14 protein-coding genes are annotated in these 14,402 nt (G+C 59.3%); 9 read left to right on the forward strand and 5 right to left on the reverse strand.

Annotated features, from left to right (window positions below; genetic code table 11):
* The coding region (locus PMI21_RS16585) for a VCBS domain-containing protein (protein WP_007937479.1) at positions 1-1,826 on the reverse strand (1,826 nt) is incomplete at its 3' end.
* Between the two features lie 939 nt (positions 1,827-2,765).
* On the opposite strand from PMI21_RS16585, the gene PMI21_RS16580 reads away from it, so the two are divergent.
* The 4 genes from PMI21_RS16580 (at position 2,766) to PMI21_RS16565 (ending at position 7,964) form a co-directional block, all read left to right on the forward strand.
* Entirely contained in the window at positions 2,766-4,370 is a 1,605-nt protein-coding gene (locus PMI21_RS16580) for a tetratricopeptide repeat-containing response regulator (RefSeq protein ID WP_007937482.1), read from the forward strand.
* Complete coding sequence (locus tag PMI21_RS16575; RefSeq protein ID WP_007937485.1) at positions 4,367-5,059, forward strand: sensor histidine kinase; 693 nt, start codon at positions 4,367-4,369, stop codon at positions 5,057-5,059. Before PMI21_RS16580 ends, PMI21_RS16575 begins: the two co-directional genes overlap by 4 nt.
* A 222-nt stretch (positions 5,060-5,281) precedes the next feature.
* Complete coding sequence (locus PMI21_RS16570; protein WP_177318285.1) at positions 5,282-6,523, forward strand: glutamine synthetase family protein; 1,242 nt, start codon at positions 5,282-5,284, stop codon at positions 6,521-6,523.
* 70 nt (positions 6,524-6,593) lie between these two features.
* Positions 6,594-7,964: an MFS transporter gene (locus PMI21_RS16565; RefSeq protein ID WP_007937489.1), complete on the forward strand. Its 1,371-nt coding sequence runs from the start codon at positions 6,594-6,596 to the stop codon at positions 7,962-7,964.
* Between the two features lie 63 nt (positions 7,965-8,027).
* Here the strand turns inward: PMI21_RS16565 and PMI21_RS16560 are convergent, their stop codons facing one another.
* The 4 genes from PMI21_RS16560 to flgA form a co-directional block, all read right to left on the reverse strand.
* On the reverse strand, positions 8,028-8,774 hold the full coding sequence (locus tag PMI21_RS16560; protein ID WP_007937491.1) for a flagellar brake protein: 747 nt from the start codon (positions 8,772-8,774) through the stop codon (positions 8,028-8,030).
* Between the two features lie 88 nt (positions 8,775-8,862).
* Positions 8,863-9,330, reverse strand: a complete 468-nt coding sequence (locus tag PMI21_RS16555) for a flagella synthesis protein FlgN (protein ID WP_007937492.1) — start codon at positions 9,328-9,330, stop codon at positions 8,863-8,865.
* Positions 9,331-9,378: 48 nt separating this feature from the next.
* The gene (gene flgM, locus PMI21_RS16550; protein WP_007937499.1) at positions 9,379-9,705 is read right to left on the reverse strand and encodes a flagellar biosynthesis anti-sigma factor FlgM; all 327 of its coding nucleotides are present in this window, start codon (positions 9,703-9,705) and stop codon (positions 9,379-9,381) included.
* Positions 9,706-9,872: 167 nt separating this feature from the next.
* Complete coding sequence (gene flgA, locus PMI21_RS16545) at positions 9,873-10,634, reverse strand: flagellar basal body P-ring formation chaperone FlgA (RefSeq protein ID WP_033063966.1); 762 nt, start codon at positions 10,632-10,634, stop codon at positions 9,873-9,875.
* A gap of 82 nt (positions 10,635-10,716) precedes the next feature.
* On the opposite strand from flgA, the gene PMI21_RS16540 reads away from it, so the two are divergent.
* The 5 genes from PMI21_RS16540 (at position 10,717) to flgD (ending at position 14,387) form a co-directional block, all read left to right on the forward strand.
* Complete coding sequence (locus tag PMI21_RS16540) at positions 10,717-11,649, forward strand: chemotaxis protein CheV (protein ID WP_007937503.1); 933 nt, start codon at positions 10,717-10,719, stop codon at positions 11,647-11,649.
* Positions 11,650-11,695: 46 nt separating this feature from the next.
* Entirely contained in the window at positions 11,696-12,523 is an 828-nt protein-coding gene (cheR, locus tag PMI21_RS16535; protein WP_007937505.1) for a protein-glutamate O-methyltransferase CheR, read from the forward strand.
* Between the two features lie 270 nt (positions 12,524-12,793).
* Positions 12,794-13,201 carry a flagellar basal body rod protein FlgB gene (gene flgB / locus PMI21_RS16530; RefSeq protein ID WP_007937506.1) on the forward strand — a complete coding sequence of 136 codons (408 nt, stop codon included), beginning with the start codon at positions 12,794-12,796 and terminating at the stop codon, positions 13,199-13,201.
* Positions 13,202-13,204: 3 nt separating this feature from the next.
* Positions 13,205-13,648, forward strand: coding sequence for a flagellar basal body rod protein FlgC (gene flgC / locus PMI21_RS16525; protein ID WP_007937507.1), 444 nt, complete (start codon positions 13,205-13,207; stop codon positions 13,646-13,648).
* A 16-nt stretch (positions 13,649-13,664) separates the two neighbouring features.
* The gene (flgD, locus tag PMI21_RS16520; protein ID WP_007937508.1) at positions 13,665-14,387 is read left to right on the forward strand and encodes a flagellar hook assembly protein FlgD; all 723 of its coding nucleotides are present in this window, start codon (positions 13,665-13,667) and stop codon (positions 14,385-14,387) included.
* The last annotated feature ends 15 nt before the right edge of the window (positions 14,388-14,402 follow it).

The raw sequence follows: 14,402 nt of genomic DNA on the forward strand, positions 1-14,402 counted from the left end.
GATTGCACGGCACTGGCAACACCATCGCTGCCGTTGGCCAGGGTGTAGGTCCACTGACCGGTGCTGCTGTCGACAGCGATCGAGCCGTAGCTGCCGGTATTGGCCCCGGCGATGCTCCAGGTGGCAGTGGCCGCGTGGTCGATGTCGGTCGAGCTGAACTGGCCGCTGATGCTGAGCGTGGTGTCTTCCTTCACAGCCCCGGCATCGTTACCCGTGGCGAAACTTAGCACCGGCGCATCGTTGCTGCCGGTAATGGTGATGGTGACAGTCTGCGTCGCCGAGGCAGCGTTAGCTGCGCCGCTGTTGTCGGTGGCGACGACCTTGTACGAGAAGGTGATGGTTTCACCCGCGCCGAGGAAGTCGAGGTTCTGGTTGGTGCTGTAGTCCCAGCTGTTCTGATCGACCGAGAAACCGGCCACCAGTGCCGAAGCCACGCCCGCATTGAGCGTGCCGCCGCTCCAGGCGATGTTGCCGTTGGAGGTGTGCGACACAGTCACCACGTCGATGTTGTCCACATCGGCAAAGCTCAGTGCGCCGCTGTCGCTCAGTGTGGCCGCACCGTTGCCTTCGCTCATTGCGCCGGTGGTGTCGGCAATCGTCAGCGTCGGCCGGTCGTTGGTGCCGGTGATGGTAATGGTCACGGTCTGTACCGTGCCGTCGCCGATCGCCACGTTATAGGTCTGGGTGAGGGTCTGGCCTTCGCCCAGGAACTGCACGGCGGCGTTGTCTACCGCGAAGTGCCAGCCCAGCGAACCGCTGCCGGTGCCGGTGCTGTCGTGCAGTGGATCTGTGGTGAAGCTGCCCAGGTAGCCGGAAGCGCCCGGTGTGACGGTGACGCTGTGAGTGTCGATCAGGTCGGCGTCGGTGAAGGTGATGCTGCCGTTGGCAGCGTAGTCGCCACTGTCTTCCTTGGCATCGCCGGTCTGCACACCGCTGGTGATCTGTACCTGGTCGTTGGTGCCGGTGATGGTGATGGTCACATTCTGCGTTGTCGACGAACCATGCCCATCATTGATGGTGACCACATAAGTTTCGGTAGCCGTCTGACCCTGGGCCAGGTACTGGGCTGCCGCATTATTCACGGTGTAAGTCCAGTTAACGGTGCCATTAGCCGCATTGGCCGCTTCAATGACAGAGGCAAGGGCGAAGTTGCCCAGCGCTGTGGTATTGCCTCCCGCCGCCACGAATGAGGCGGTATGCGTGTCGCTCAGATCGACATCGCTAAACGCAATCGTCCCCGTCGTGCTCAGCGAGTCAGTCGTGCTCAGCGTCGTGGTCGCATCTTCGGTTACGGTGCCGGCCTGTGCGCCGAGGCTCATCGTCACGCTGTCATTCACACCTGCGAATTGCACCTGCGCAGTGGCCCAGCTGAGCGTGCCATTGCCGAGACGAATCGCATACGTAAAGCTGTCTGTCAGCGAAGCTCCGGCAGCAAGCGCCTGAAGTTGCGCCTTGAATTCAGTCGATAACATAGTAGCGTCGTAGCCGACTTTGCCATCCGAGGTAATCCAGATCTTTGCCCCATTGAGGCTGGTGTCGGTACTCGTCGCCTCAATTCTGCACGTGTCCTGGACCAGCAGATCGGCCGGCGCATAAACCTTGGTGGCAGTAGAATTACTGATCGCGTTATCGAGTGACCAGAGTGTCTTTGCGTTGCCGCCCAGGTCATTGGACATAACGTCCAGGTACACGACCCCCAGCAAGTCTTCAGTGATGGTCCCGCTGCTCGTGCCAATGACACCTGTAGTGAAAATGTCGTCCTGCGCCTGCGGTGTATTGGAAAACGAAGTAGCGGTGCCGCCGCTGGTTGTGGTGGTGGTAGCCATGTCTTTCTCCCGAGAATGCTTTTTTTATTGGAATCGCCAGGAACTGCTGACAGGACGAAGTCCCGTGCTTGTACCGCTCAGGGTGTTCAGGAGCGGTGCGAGGCGGCCGCCGGACATCGTCGGCCGTCCGTCCCCGGCGCAATAGGCGCTGCCGACAGAGGGACGCTGGTGTCGCGGGGGTGAAGAAGTTCGCCGCACTTGAGGAGCGAATCGCAGGAGCGGTCGGGCGAACGTGGGCCCAAGCCTGGGGCTGCGCTGCGCTTGGCGCGCAGTAATCTGAGAGCACCCATATCGCAGGGACTCCTGAAGTGATGGCTAGGTGAGGCCGTGTTTTGGTACGGCACTGATTCAGGGATACGGCCTTTCCTGATATCAGTTTGATAGGTGTTTAGTTGTGGGGTCAGGCTTTGTAAAGGTGTTAAACGAAGGTAACAGTACGATGTGCCAATATTCCGACAAGTGGATGTTTTGGTGTCAATATTATGTCGATTTGTTTTTGGCGAAGGGGCCGCAGGCACTCAATAGTGGTGCGCCTAAAATGAGCTGGAACCCTTGTGCGGCAAGGGCTGCTTGCGTAATTCAAGTGCTGGGACAGCCTCAAGTTGCAAGGTCAGCGGTTAAAAAAGTCCGCCAGGGCATTCCTCTGGCGGTTTTTTCATGCTCGAACCACACGACGACCTACATTGAAAGCCTGTCATGACAGCCAAATACGCGATTGCACGCCCGCCGCTTCAAGGGAACACGACTACTGGCCGATAACCCGAACGGTCGTTGTGATTTTCGTCACTGGCGGCTGGCAATCGTCATCACGGGTTTGTGCGAAATTGCTTGATAGCCGATGGCCTCCCGCTATCATCTGCGCGCCAAAAGGGCCGCGAAGCAGAGCTCGCTCGTGTCGTGCCTTTGGATTGTTCTTCTTAATTTGCCTGGAAATCTTCGATGCTGTCGTATCACCAAAAAAGCTTTCTGATCGTCGATGATTTCTCGGATTTCCGCAGCTCCGTCAGGTCCATGCTGCGGGAGTTGGGCGTCAAGGACGTCGACACCGCCGATACCGGTGAGCAGGCGCTGCGCATGTGCTCGCAGAAGTCCTACGACTTCATCCTGCAGGATTTCCACCTGGGCGATGGCAAGAAGAACGGTCAGCAGGTGCTCGAAGACCTGATGATCGAGAAGCTGATCAGCCATGAAAGTGTGTTTGTCATGGTCACCGCCGAAACCAGCCAGGCCATGGTGCTCAGCGCACTGGAGCATGAGCCCGACGCTTACCTGACCAAACCGTTCAATCGTTCCGGCCTGGCCCAGCGCCTGGAGCGACTGGAACAGCGCAAGACCTTGCTCAAACCGATCCTGCAAGCGCTTGACCGGGGCAAACCGGTTGAAGTGCTCAATGCCTGCATCGCCCTGTGCAAACAGGACATTCGTTATTCGCCGCTGTGCCTGCGTTACCGCGCCGATGCGTTGCGCGACCTGAACCAGAACGAAGCGCTTGAGCGCCTGTACGACAGCATTCTGGCGGACCGTCCTTTGCCCTGGGCGTTTGCCGGGTTGGGCCAGTTGCTGTTCAAGCGCGGTCAGGTCAGCCAGGCCAAGGGCATTTACGAAAAAGCCTTGAAAGTCTTCCCGATGATGCCGGCCCTCTACGATGGCATGGCCGACGTGCTGGTCGCCGAAGGTGACAACAAAGCGGCCCAGAAAGTGTTGGAAGAGGCTATTCGCCTGTCGCCGCTGGCGGTACGCCGGCAAGCGTTGCTGGGCAAGCTGGCAATGGCCAACGAAGATTTCGACACTGCCTCCAAAGCCTATCGCCAGGCCGTGAATCAGGGGGCGCAGTCACGCTTCAAGGATGCGGAAAGCAACCTCGGCCTGGCCCATGCCTTGATCAGCAAAGGCGCGGAAAAGGGCCTGGACACTCGGACCCGCCTTGAAATCAACACGACGCTGAGTGCGGTGGCGAAGGAAAATCCTTCCGATCCGGGCTTGCAGATTCGTGCGCGTCTGATGAAGGCCACCAGCCTGTTGCTCAACGATGCCGAAACCGCCGAGAAGCTCACCGAGCAAGCGATGATGCGCCTCGATGGCATGGAACAGTTCATGAGTGCCGAAGCGGCGCTGCTGGTGGCCAAGCAGTTGCAAATGCTGGGGCAGGCGAGTGCCGGTGCTTCGATGCTGAAAAACTGTGCGGAAATCTACGGCGACGATCCGACCGTGATGAAGGGCATCGCTAAGCTGACCGACGACCCGACCATCCTCAACTCGGGCAACGCCGCCGCCGACCTCAACCGTCAGGGCGTGCGCGTGTACAAGACCGGCAACCTGGTGGAAGCCCGGGAGGTGTTCCGCAAAGCTTTGGCGCTGCAACCGAAGAACATCAGTATTGCCCTGAACATGGCGCAGTCGCTGCTGCATGGCACCGACACCAGCGTGCCGTCGGCCGAGCTGGAAGAGTGCCGGGCTTGCCTGAAAACGGTCGGCCTGATGCCCGATACCGATGCGCGTTATCCGCGCTACCAGAAACTGAAAATCAAGGCGTTCGGCGAATGATCGACAGCGAACCGTCACTCGACTTCTCCACGGTGATTGCCTCCACCGTGCACGACATGAAGAACTCTCTGACCATGCTGATGCAGGCGCACAGTCAATGGCTGGCACGCTTACCCGAACCTGAGCAGCACACCCCGGAGCAGGGCGTCATCGACTTCGAGTTCGCCCACCTCAATGGCATGCTGGTGCAGTTGCTGGGGCTGTACAAACTGGGCGTCAACCAGATGCCGTTGCAGCCGGCCTACCATGAGCTGGATGACTTCATTGAGGCGCAACTGGCGGCTCATCAAGAAGTGTTCGCCAGCCGCGGCATTATCGCGACCTATGAAGTGGACCCGTTGAGCCCGCTGGGTTTCTTCGATCGGGAACTGATTGCCTCGGTGCTCGGCAACAGCATCAACAACGCCATCCGTTATGCCCGGCATGCCTTGTTGATCAGCGTCAGCGATGAGGCCGGGCAATTGGTGCTGACCATCAACGACGATGGCGAGGGTTATCCGGCCGAGATGATCGAGCGTCAGGCCGACTATGTGCAGGGCATCAACCACAGCAGCGGCAGTACCGGCCTGGGCTTGTACTTTGCCGGGCGGATTGCCGCCTTGCATCAGCGCAATGGTGTGGGCGGACGCACCGAAATCAGTAATGGCGGCCCGTTGGGCGGTGGTGTGTTCAGCCTCTATCTCCCCTGAGCAATACGGTCTCAACGGGGATTGTGCCTTTTTGTTTGACGCTGCTTGATATTCCGAACGGCCGGAGCCTATTTTGTACGGGTCGCCGTTCGCGGCTCGTACAACAACAAGGATTGCGTCATGACAACCGATGGCCATCGTTCACTCGCGCAGCGATTGACGGGCATTGATGAGATTGAATGTGTCACGCCGGACCTGAACGGCGTACCACGCGGCAAGGTAATGACCGCCGAAGGATTTCTTGAGGGGCGGCGTTTGCAGATGGCGCGGGGAGTGCTGCTGCAATGCATCATGGGCGGCTATCCGCCCGCGCACTTTTACGGCAGCGATGATGGCGACCTGGCGCTGGTGCCTGATCCGGCGCAGATCCACCGCTTGCCCTGGAGTTCGCACCCTCGGGCACTGGCCATATGCGATGCGCAGGAGCTGACTGGCGAGAGTTCGCACCTGTCGACTCGCGGCCAACTCAAGGCGGTGATCGCTCGCTACGCTGCCCTCGGTCTGGCACCGGTCGTGGCGACCGAGCTGGAATTCTTTGTGTTCGCGCCCAACCCTGACCCGACGCAACCCTTCCAGCCGCCAGTGGGCCTGGACGGTCGTCGCGAGGACGGTCATTCGGCATTCAGCATCAGCTCCAATAACGGCTTGCGGCCGTTCTTCACTGAAGTCTACGCAGGCATGGCGGCGCTGGGCTTGCCCCGCGATACCTTCATGCACGAGATGGGCGTCAGCCAGTTCGAGATCAATCTGCTGCACGGTGATCCGCTGCTGCTGGCCGACCAGACCTTGCTGTTCAAGCATCTGCTCAAGGAGGTGGCGCTCAAGCATGGCCTGACCGTGGTCTGCATGGCCAAGCCATTGGCCCACACGCCGGGCAGTTCGATGCATATTCACCAGAGCATCGTCGAGATCGACACCGGGCGTAATGTGTTCAGCGACAAGGCCGGCGAGCCGACCGCGACCTTCCGTCATTTCATCGGTGGCCAGCAGGCCGGCCTGGCGGATTTCACCGCGTTGTTTGCGCCGAACGTGAACTCCTATCAGCGCCTGTGCCATCCTTTTGCGTCGCCGAATAATGCCTGCTGGTCCCATGACAACCGCGCGGCCGGCCTGCGCATTCCAGCCAGTTCACCGGTCGCTCGTCGGGTCGAAAACCGCTTGCCGGGGGCCGATGCCAACCCGTATCTGGCGATCGCCGCGAGCCTGGCGTCTGGGCTGTATGGCATCGAAAACAAACTGGAACCGAGCGCAGCGGCCCAGGGCGAATTCGTGGTGCCGGATAATCTTGCGTTGCCGTGTACCTTGCATGCCGCTCTCGAACGTCTGAAACGTAGCCATTTGGCGAAGGAACTGTTCGGCAAGGAGTTCATCGAAGGCTACATCGCTTCGAAGACCCTGGAGTTGACCAGCTTCCTCGATGAAATTACTCCCTGGGAACGGCGTGTTCTAGCAGCCCAGGCCTGACGACCCGTCGCCATCGGGCTATCGTTGTCGATAGCCCGATACTCACTGCAAGGAGCCGCTCGGAACGCCGATGCGCCAAATCCTGAAATCCTTTCGAGGACTTTATTTCGCCTCGCTGATGATGTTGATCGGCTCGGGCCTGTTGAGTACTTACCTTGCCCTGCGCCTGGCGGCCGATAAGGTCGACAGCCTGTGGGTCGGCGCATTGATGGCGGCCAACTATTTCGGCCTGGTGCTGGGCGGCAAGATCGGCCATCGGCTGATTGCCCGGGTCGGGCATATTCGAGCTTATTCAGCCTGCGCCGGGATCGTCGGTGCGGCGGTGCTGGGCCATGGCCTGGTCGACTGGCTGCCCGCGTGGCTGTTCCTGCGGGTGATCGTCGGCCTGGGCATGATGTGCCAGTACATGGTGATCGAAAGCTGGCTCAATGAGCAGGCAGAAGCCAAGCAGCGTGGCGTGGTGTTCAGCGGCTACATGATCGCCTCGTACCTGGGGCTGGTGCTGGGGCAGCTGATTCTGGTCATGCACCCGGGCCTGGGCCTGGAACTGCTGATGCTGGTCGCGTTGTGCTTCGCCCTGTGTCTGGTGCCGGTAGCCCTGACCCGGCGGATTCACCCGGCGCCATTGCACCCGGCGCCGATGGAACCGCGCTTCTTCATCAAACGCGTGCCGCAGTCACTGAGCACGGTGTTGGGGGCGGGATTGATCGTCGGTTCGTTCTACGGCCTGGCACCTCTGTATGCTTCCCAGCAAGGATTATCCACCGAGCAGGTCGGTCTGTTCATGGGCTGCTGCATTTTTGCAGGCCTGGTGGTGCAGTGGCCGTTGGGTTGGCTGTCGGATCGCTATGACCGGGCGGTATTGATCCGCAGTTTTGCGTTTAGCCTGGCACTGGCTGCGCTACCGCTGGCGATCATGCCGCAGGTGTCACTGGAGGTGCTGTTCATCGCCGGGTTCCTCTGTTCGTTGGTGCAGTTCTGTCTGTATCCGTTGGCGGTGGCGTTCTCCAACGACCACGTCGAGGGGGATCGCCGGGTGTCGCTGACGGCGATGCTGCTGGTGACTTACGGTGTCGGCGCGAGTGTTGGCCCCTTGGTGGCAGGGGTATTGATGAAGTTGTTCGGCAGCCAGATGCTCTATGCTTTTTTCAGTTTTTTTGCGTTGGTGCTGGTATGGCGAATCCGCCCGAAAGCGGTCACCAATCTGCATCAGGTGGACGATGCTCCGCTGCATCACGTGGCCATGCCGGACAGCATGACGAGTTCGCCACTGGTGGCTTGCCTTGACCCGCGCGTCGATGAGCAGGTGGTGCAGGATCAGATGCAGAATCCGGTCAACCCGGAGCCCGATCTGGAGCCGGATACCGAGCCTGAATCAGTAACGGAGTCAGAAGACCCCGATACGGCGCGCGAGCAAGGCTTTACCGAAGCGCGGCCTTGATCAAGGCATAAAAAAACGGGCAGTCACCGCAAGGGACTGCCCGTTTTTTATTGGCGGAGGGTATCAGAAGTCGTCTTTATCGAAGCGCCGCGCTTCACGCTGAAGCTGATAGACGAACCGCTCGACCTGCCGTTGCACCAGGCCGCTCATGTTGTGAAAACGCACGCCGGCGAAGGTGGTGTTGATCTTTTCTTCAAAGTGCAGGTAACGCAGCTCGACCGGTGCCGTCATGCTGCCGAAGGGCAGGGCGGCGATGAAGCGGTCGTAGACCTGGCCCAATTGCAGCTTGGCGGTGATGTCGCCTTCGAAGCGCAATTTGCAGCCGGTGGCGGAGATGTCCAACAGTTTGCCGCCGATGGGCGACTTGAGTTTCTCACCCCCCAGCTCGACATTGACCAGTTGTGCCAGCTTCAACGCAGCGCGGAAAGCATTGCGGCGCTGGTGGTAAACCACCTCATCGGGCAGCGTGCCACGGTAGCAGCGGCCATCGCCGGACTCGTCGATGGTCAGCGTGCCATTGCTTTCCCAGGCGATGCGCACGCCGTCGTGGAAGCCTTCGACCTTGAACGGTTCGCCGGCCAGCAGAAAGCGTTCGCCGTCGCGGGGGATCATTTCGTCCAGGGCGATCATGTTGCTGTCACGGTCGACGTCCACCAGATAACTCTGGAAGCGCTGGCTGCGCTCGTGGAACGTGATGATCAGCGGGTCATGGCTGTCTTGCAGCTGACGCAGGTTGCCGGAGATTTCCAGGGGCGTGGTGAGCACCTTGGGTGGCTGCGGAGCATCTTCCGCGCTTAAGGCATTGAACACGGGGTATCAATCTCCAGACAAATATGACTACTAGCCGGCATTCTGCCAGCATGTTGCGCGTCTTGATAGGGCGTGCTCATTGAAAGGCTCAAGCCTGACTGAGCGGGCGTGGCTTGGCGAGCTTGGAGGTTGATCCGCGGGCATCGTAGAGCGCTGGCGGCTCGCCGCCGGTGAGGATTTTCAGCTGGTTGGCCGTGGCGGCCTGCTGCACCAGAATCGACTGGCCATTGTTGACATTGGCGGCCTGGCACTGGGCCAGGAGGTCGGTCAGCACGTCGCTCTGTTCCAGCAACCGTTCGCCAATGCTCGACTGGCTGGCGAGTTGCTCCAGGCCCTGGCGGTTGGTTGGCAGGTTGAGGCTGGCGAGGATTTCACTGCGCTTGCGGCCATGCTGTTCGAGCAGAATGATCAATGCCTGCTTATGCGCCAGAATTTCTTCGAGCAGTGGCATGTCGCGACCGTGCAAGGCGAGGGACTCGGTTTGCAGTAGCTCCAGCAATTGTTGCGCCGGGGCAAAGTCGTCGATGATCAGTTGCAGTAAATGAGTGTCGTGCATGGCTGGCCTTGGGTTTTAAGCGTCCAAAAGCCTGGCGCGGGCCGTGGCCTAGCGCTGGGCTTCGAAGTTGAGCAGTTTGCTGGCTACACGGTTGCTGTCGACTTTATAGCTGCCATCGGCAATCGCTGCTTTCAACTCGGCCACGCGGGCGTTGTCGACGGCAGGCTGATCGCGCAGCTTGTCAGTGACCTTCTGCAACTGTTGAGCCTCATTGCTGAGGTGTACCGATTCCCCGCTTTTGGTGGTACTGGCCTGTTCGGCCGGGGTATTCAGCGGCGCGGATTGGCCGGCTTCGGCGGTTTCCTTCGCGGTGCTGGTACGCGTACTGCCCGTAAGTGACGAGGAGCTGTTTAAACGACTGAAATCGATGACCATGACAAAAAACCTCTGGATATTTGGACGCTTGCCATGTTTTCGGCGATTCCCCGAAAAACTTTAGGCCCATTTATCAATGAGCTTGCATGCGCCAGCGCATGCCCTGCATGCGGCACAGTTTAGGCAACCGCCAGGCGGCGCGCCATCACTTCACAAACACAGAGCCTCTACATGGCCACTTCCACCTGGCCGGGCGCTGTGACTTGCGCCTTGATGACCCGCTGGGAGTTAAGGTTTTTGACGCGAATCTGTTCGCTCAGGCCACCGTTGGACAGCGCTTCACCCGGCATGCGCACACTGAGCGTACCACTGCGAGCGGTAATCACCACTTGGTCACCCTTGCGAACCACTTCCGCCTGTTCGAGATGCACCAGCGTGATGATCTGATCGGCGACCATTGGTCGGGTAAGTTTTTGCCCGATCGCCTGATCGACGGAAGTCAGAAACCCCTGATTTATCAGGCTGATATCACGCTCGCGCAGGGTGACGTCCTGAGGTTCGATAATCCCTGTGCGCTTGAGCGGACGAGTGGTCGTCACGATGTCGCGAAACAGCTTCACCTGAGCGGGCACGAAGACCGTCCAGGGCGAGGCGCCATCGCAGCGAACCTTGACCGTGACCCGTCCCAGAGGCCTTGCCGGGCTCTCGAGGGTGGCTGTCAATTCCTTGTCGCACATAGGCATGCGCAGGCGCGGATCGAGCTGGTTGACCTGGATTTCGTAGCGACCTTGCGTTTGACTGGTGGCCAGATAGTCCTCTACGGTGAATTCAAGAAAGCCCTGGGTGACGCCGATAAGCATGTCAGGCAAGGTAACCGTATCAGCAAGGGCAGGGCTGCCAGCGTTGAACAGGCAGGCGGCCGACATCGCACAGAGCAATCTGCGGCAGGTTGATTTCAGGTGTCGGAAAAATGTCGGTTCTGTGTTCATAAGAGTTAAAAAAGCAAGCGCCGTGCCGTTTCGTGATGAATGTGCGTCGCAACACACTTAGCGTTGGTGTAGGAGTCTGGGCATGGCTGGTGTAATGGATTCGGTGAACCAGCGCACGCAACTGGTAGGGCAGAATCGCCTTGAGCTGTTGTTGTTCCGTCTCGACGGCCAGCAGCTGTATGGGATCAACGTGTTCAAGGTTCGCGAGGTGCTGCAATGCCCCAAGCTGACCCTGATGCCCAAGTCCAGTCCTGTCGTGTGCGGTGTGGCGAATATTCGTGGGGCAACCATTCCGATCCTGGATCTGGCGATGGCGACCGGGGCCGGTCGGTTGCTGGACCAGAGCAATCCCTTCGTGATCATCACGGAGTACAACACCAAGACCCAGGGTTTCCTGGTTCGGTCGGTGGAGCGCATCGTCAACATGAACTGGGAGGAGATTCATCCGCCACCCAAGGGCACGGGGCGCGATCACTACCTGACGGCTGTGACTCGGGTCGACAATCAGTTAGTCGAAATCATCGACGTCGAGAAGGTGCTGGCGGAAGTGGCGCCGACACCGGAAGCGATTTCGGTCGGCGTGGTCGATGTTGAAACCCAGCACAAGGCGCTCTCGTTGCGCGTATTGACGGTCGATGACTCGTCGGTGGCGCGCAAACAGGTGACCCGTTGCCTGCAGACGATCGGTGTCGAAGTGGTGGCGTTGAACGACGGTCGGCAAGCACTGGATTACCTGCGCAAGCTGGTCGACGAGGGCAAGAAGCCGGAAGAGGAGTTCCTGATGATGATCTCCGATATCGAGATGCCGGAGATGGACGGGTACACCCTGACGGCCGAGATCCGCGCCGACCCGCGCATGCAAAAGCTCCATATCATCCTGCATACTTCGTTGTCGGGTGTGTTCAATCAGGCGATGGTCAAGAAGGTCGGTGCCGATGACTTCCTGGCCAAGTTCCGTCCTGATGACCTGGCATCCCGGGTAGTCGACCGGATCAAAGCAGCAGATAACAGCTAGGGGCCTTCTGCTCCTGGCGGTCAACACGATTTAAGAGGCGGCATCTTTGTCTACGGGTAATTTGGATTTCGAACAGTTCCGGGTATTCCTGGAAAAAGCCTGTGGCATTTTGCTCGGTGAAAACAAGCAATATCTGGTCTCGAGCCGTCTCAACAAACTGATGGAACAGCAGGGCATCAAATCGCTGGGTGAGCTGGTCCAGCGCATCCAGACCCAGCCGCGCAGCGGTTTGCGCGAGATGGTGGTGGATGCCATGACCACCAACGAAACCCTGTGGTTTCGTGACACCTATCCGTTTGAAGTCTTGAAGAACAAGGTATTGCCTGAAGCGATCAAGGCCAGCCCCGGTCAGCGCCTGCGGATCTGGTCGGCGGCGTGTTCGTCGGGTCAGGAACCGTATTCGCTGTCGATGTCCATCGATGAGTTCGAACGGGTCAACATGGGCCAGTTGAAGATGGGCGTGCAGATCGTTGCCACCGACCTGTCCGGCACCATGCTGACCAATTGCAAGACCGGCGAGTACGACAGCCTGGCCATCGGTCGCGGTCTGTCGCCCGAACGCCTTCAGCGTTACTTCGACCCCAAGGGGCCGGGGCGCTGGGCCGTCAAGGCACCGATCAAGAGTCGGGTGGAGTTTCGCTCGTTCAACTTGCTGGACAGCTACGCGAGCCTGGGCAAGTTCGACATCGTGTTCTGCCGCAACGTGCTGATCTACTTCTCCGCCGAGGTGAAGAAAGACATCCTGTTGCGCATTCACAGCACGCTCAAGCCGGGCGGTTATCTGTTCCTTGGCGCGTCCGAAGCGCTGAACGGTTTGCCGGATCATTACCAGATGGTCCAGTGCAGCCCGGGGATCATTTACCAGGCGAAGTGATTCGTTGACGGCATAAAAAAAACGGGAGTCCACAGAGGCTCCCGTTTTTTTATGCCTGCTGATTTTCCGTCAACACCACAGGGTAAGTGTTGTTCTTTCGATCGTGATAAGCGGCAGAAAAGCGGCAGGCGGCGGAAATCGGTTGCCGCTTTTCTGGCATTGCCGCCTTGCCACTGCCGGCAAAGCCCCGGTTTACGGGCTTTCTTTAATTGGCACGCCGCTTGCTTTGTTCACGTTACGAAAAATCAGGTCACCCGAAGGTTTCCCGACATGAGCATCAGCTTCGATAAAGCGCTCGGTATCCACGAACAAGCCCTGGGCTTCCGCGCTCAGCGTGCCGAAGTCCTGGCCAACAACATCGCCAACGCCGACACCCCGAACTACAAGGCTCGGGATCTGGACTTCTCGAAAGTGCTCGCCGAGCAGAACGAGAAAACCAAAAACGGCAAGTTCGCCTTGAGCATGACCAACAGCCGTCACATCGAAGCTGAAGGCCTGGGCAATGGCGACGAGTCGCTGATGTATCGCACGCCGATGCAACCGTCGATCGACCAGAACACCGTGGACGCCCAGCTGGAACAGTCGAACTACGCGGAAAACGCGGTCAACTTCCAGGCCAGCTTCACCCTGCTCAACAGTAAATTCAAAGGGCTGGTGTCAGCCCTGCGCGGAGAGTAATTCATGTCCCTGTCCAGTGTTTTCAACATTGCCGGTAGCGGCATGAGTGCCCAGACCACTCGCTTGAACACCGTCGCCAGTAACATCGCCAACGCCGAGACCGTTTCGTCGAGCATCGACCAGACCTACCGCGCCCGTCACCCGGTGTTCGCCACCATGTTCCAGGGCGGTCAGAGCGGCGGCAGCGATTCGCTGTTCCAGAACCAGGACGCGGCCGGTCAAGGCGTGCAAGTGCTGGGTGTGGTCGAAGACCAGAGCAACCTTGAAGCGCGCTACGAGCCGAACCATCCGGCCGCCGATGCCAAGGGCTACGTCTACTACCCGAACGTCAACGTCGTCGAAGAAATGGCCGACATGATTTCCGCGAGCCGTTCGTTCCAGACCAACGCCGAAATGATGAACACCGCCAAAACCATGATGCAGAAGGTCCTGACCCTGGGTCAGTGATAAGGGGCGACTTTCGATGAGTGTTACCGATACCACCAGCGGCGTAAGCATCAAGGATGTCCTGGCCAACTCTTCGGTCAAGACCACGACCACCAGTGATGGTCTTTCCGCGGCGACCAGCAGTGCCACCGGCAACAAGGCGTTGGGCAAGGATGCGTTCCTGCAACTGCTGGTCACCCAGCTGAAAAACCAGAACCCGCTCGATCCTCAGGACAACAGCGCGTTCGTAGCCCAGTTGGCGCAGTTCAGTAGTCTGGAAGGCATCACCACGCTGAACGACACCGTCAGCGGCATTGCCGGCAACTACAACTCGTCGCAAGCCTTGCAGGCTTCTTCGCTGGTGGGCCGTTCGGTCATCGCGCAGACCGACAAAGCCGTGGTCGACACCTCCAAGAGCCTCAACGGTACCGTCGTGGTGCCGACATCGGTTTCCGCGGCCACCGTCAAGATCACCAACTCGGCAGGCACGGTCATCCGCACCCTCGACCTGGGCAGTCAAAGCGCCGGCAATGCCAGCTTCATTTGGGACGGCAAGGACAGTTCGGGTGCGGTGGCACCGGCGGGTACTTACACCTTCGGCGCAACGACCACCATCGACGGCACGAACACCTCACTGATTACTTACCTGCCGGCAACGGTCAACAGCGTGACCATCAGCCAGACCGGCGGTGAGTTGATGCTGAACCTGGCAGGCCTGGGCAGCGTTGCCCTGTCCAAAGTGCAAACCATTGGTCTATAGAGCCGACTAACACGG

The organism is Pseudomonas sp. GM18 (assembly GCF_000282195.1).
Classification (GTDB): domain Bacteria; phylum Pseudomonadota; class Gammaproteobacteria; order Pseudomonadales; family Pseudomonadaceae; genus Aquipseudomonas.

Bases quoted from the DNA above. Each gene is read 5' to 3' on its own strand.
- PMI21_RS16580 (WP_007937482.1), top strand. From the start codon at position 2,766: ATGCTGTCGTATCACCAAAAAAGCTTTCTGATCGTCGATGATTTCTCG.
- PMI21_RS16575 (WP_007937485.1), top strand. From the start codon at position 4,367: ATGATCGACAGCGAACCGTCACTCGACTTCTCCACGGTGATTGCCTCC.
- PMI21_RS16570 (WP_177318285.1), top strand. From the start codon at position 5,282: ATGACCGCCGAAGGATTTCTTGAGGGGCGGCGTTTGCAGATGGCGCGG.
- PMI21_RS16565 (WP_007937489.1), top strand. From the start codon at position 6,594: ATGCGCCAAATCCTGAAATCCTTTCGAGGACTTTATTTCGCCTCGCTG.
- PMI21_RS16555 (WP_007937492.1), bottom strand. From the start codon at position 9,330: ATGCACGACACTCATTTACTGCAACTGATCATCGACGACTTTGCCCCG.
- flgM (WP_007937499.1), bottom strand. From the start codon at position 9,705: ATGGTCATCGATTTCAGTCGTTTAAACAGCTCCTCGTCACTTACGGGC.
- flgA (WP_033063966.1), bottom strand. From the start codon at position 10,634: ATGAACACAGAACCGACATTTTTCCGACACCTGAAATCAACCTGCCGC.
- PMI21_RS16540 (WP_007937503.1), top strand. From the start codon at position 10,717: ATGGCTGGTGTAATGGATTCGGTGAACCAGCGCACGCAACTGGTAGGG.
- flgB (WP_007937506.1), top strand. From the start codon at position 12,794: ATGAGCATCAGCTTCGATAAAGCGCTCGGTATCCACGAACAAGCCCTG.
- flgC (WP_007937507.1), top strand. From the start codon at position 13,205: ATGTCCCTGTCCAGTGTTTTCAACATTGCCGGTAGCGGCATGAGTGCC.
- flgD (WP_007937508.1), top strand. From the start codon at position 13,665: ATGAGTGTTACCGATACCACCAGCGGCGTAAGCATCAAGGATGTCCTG.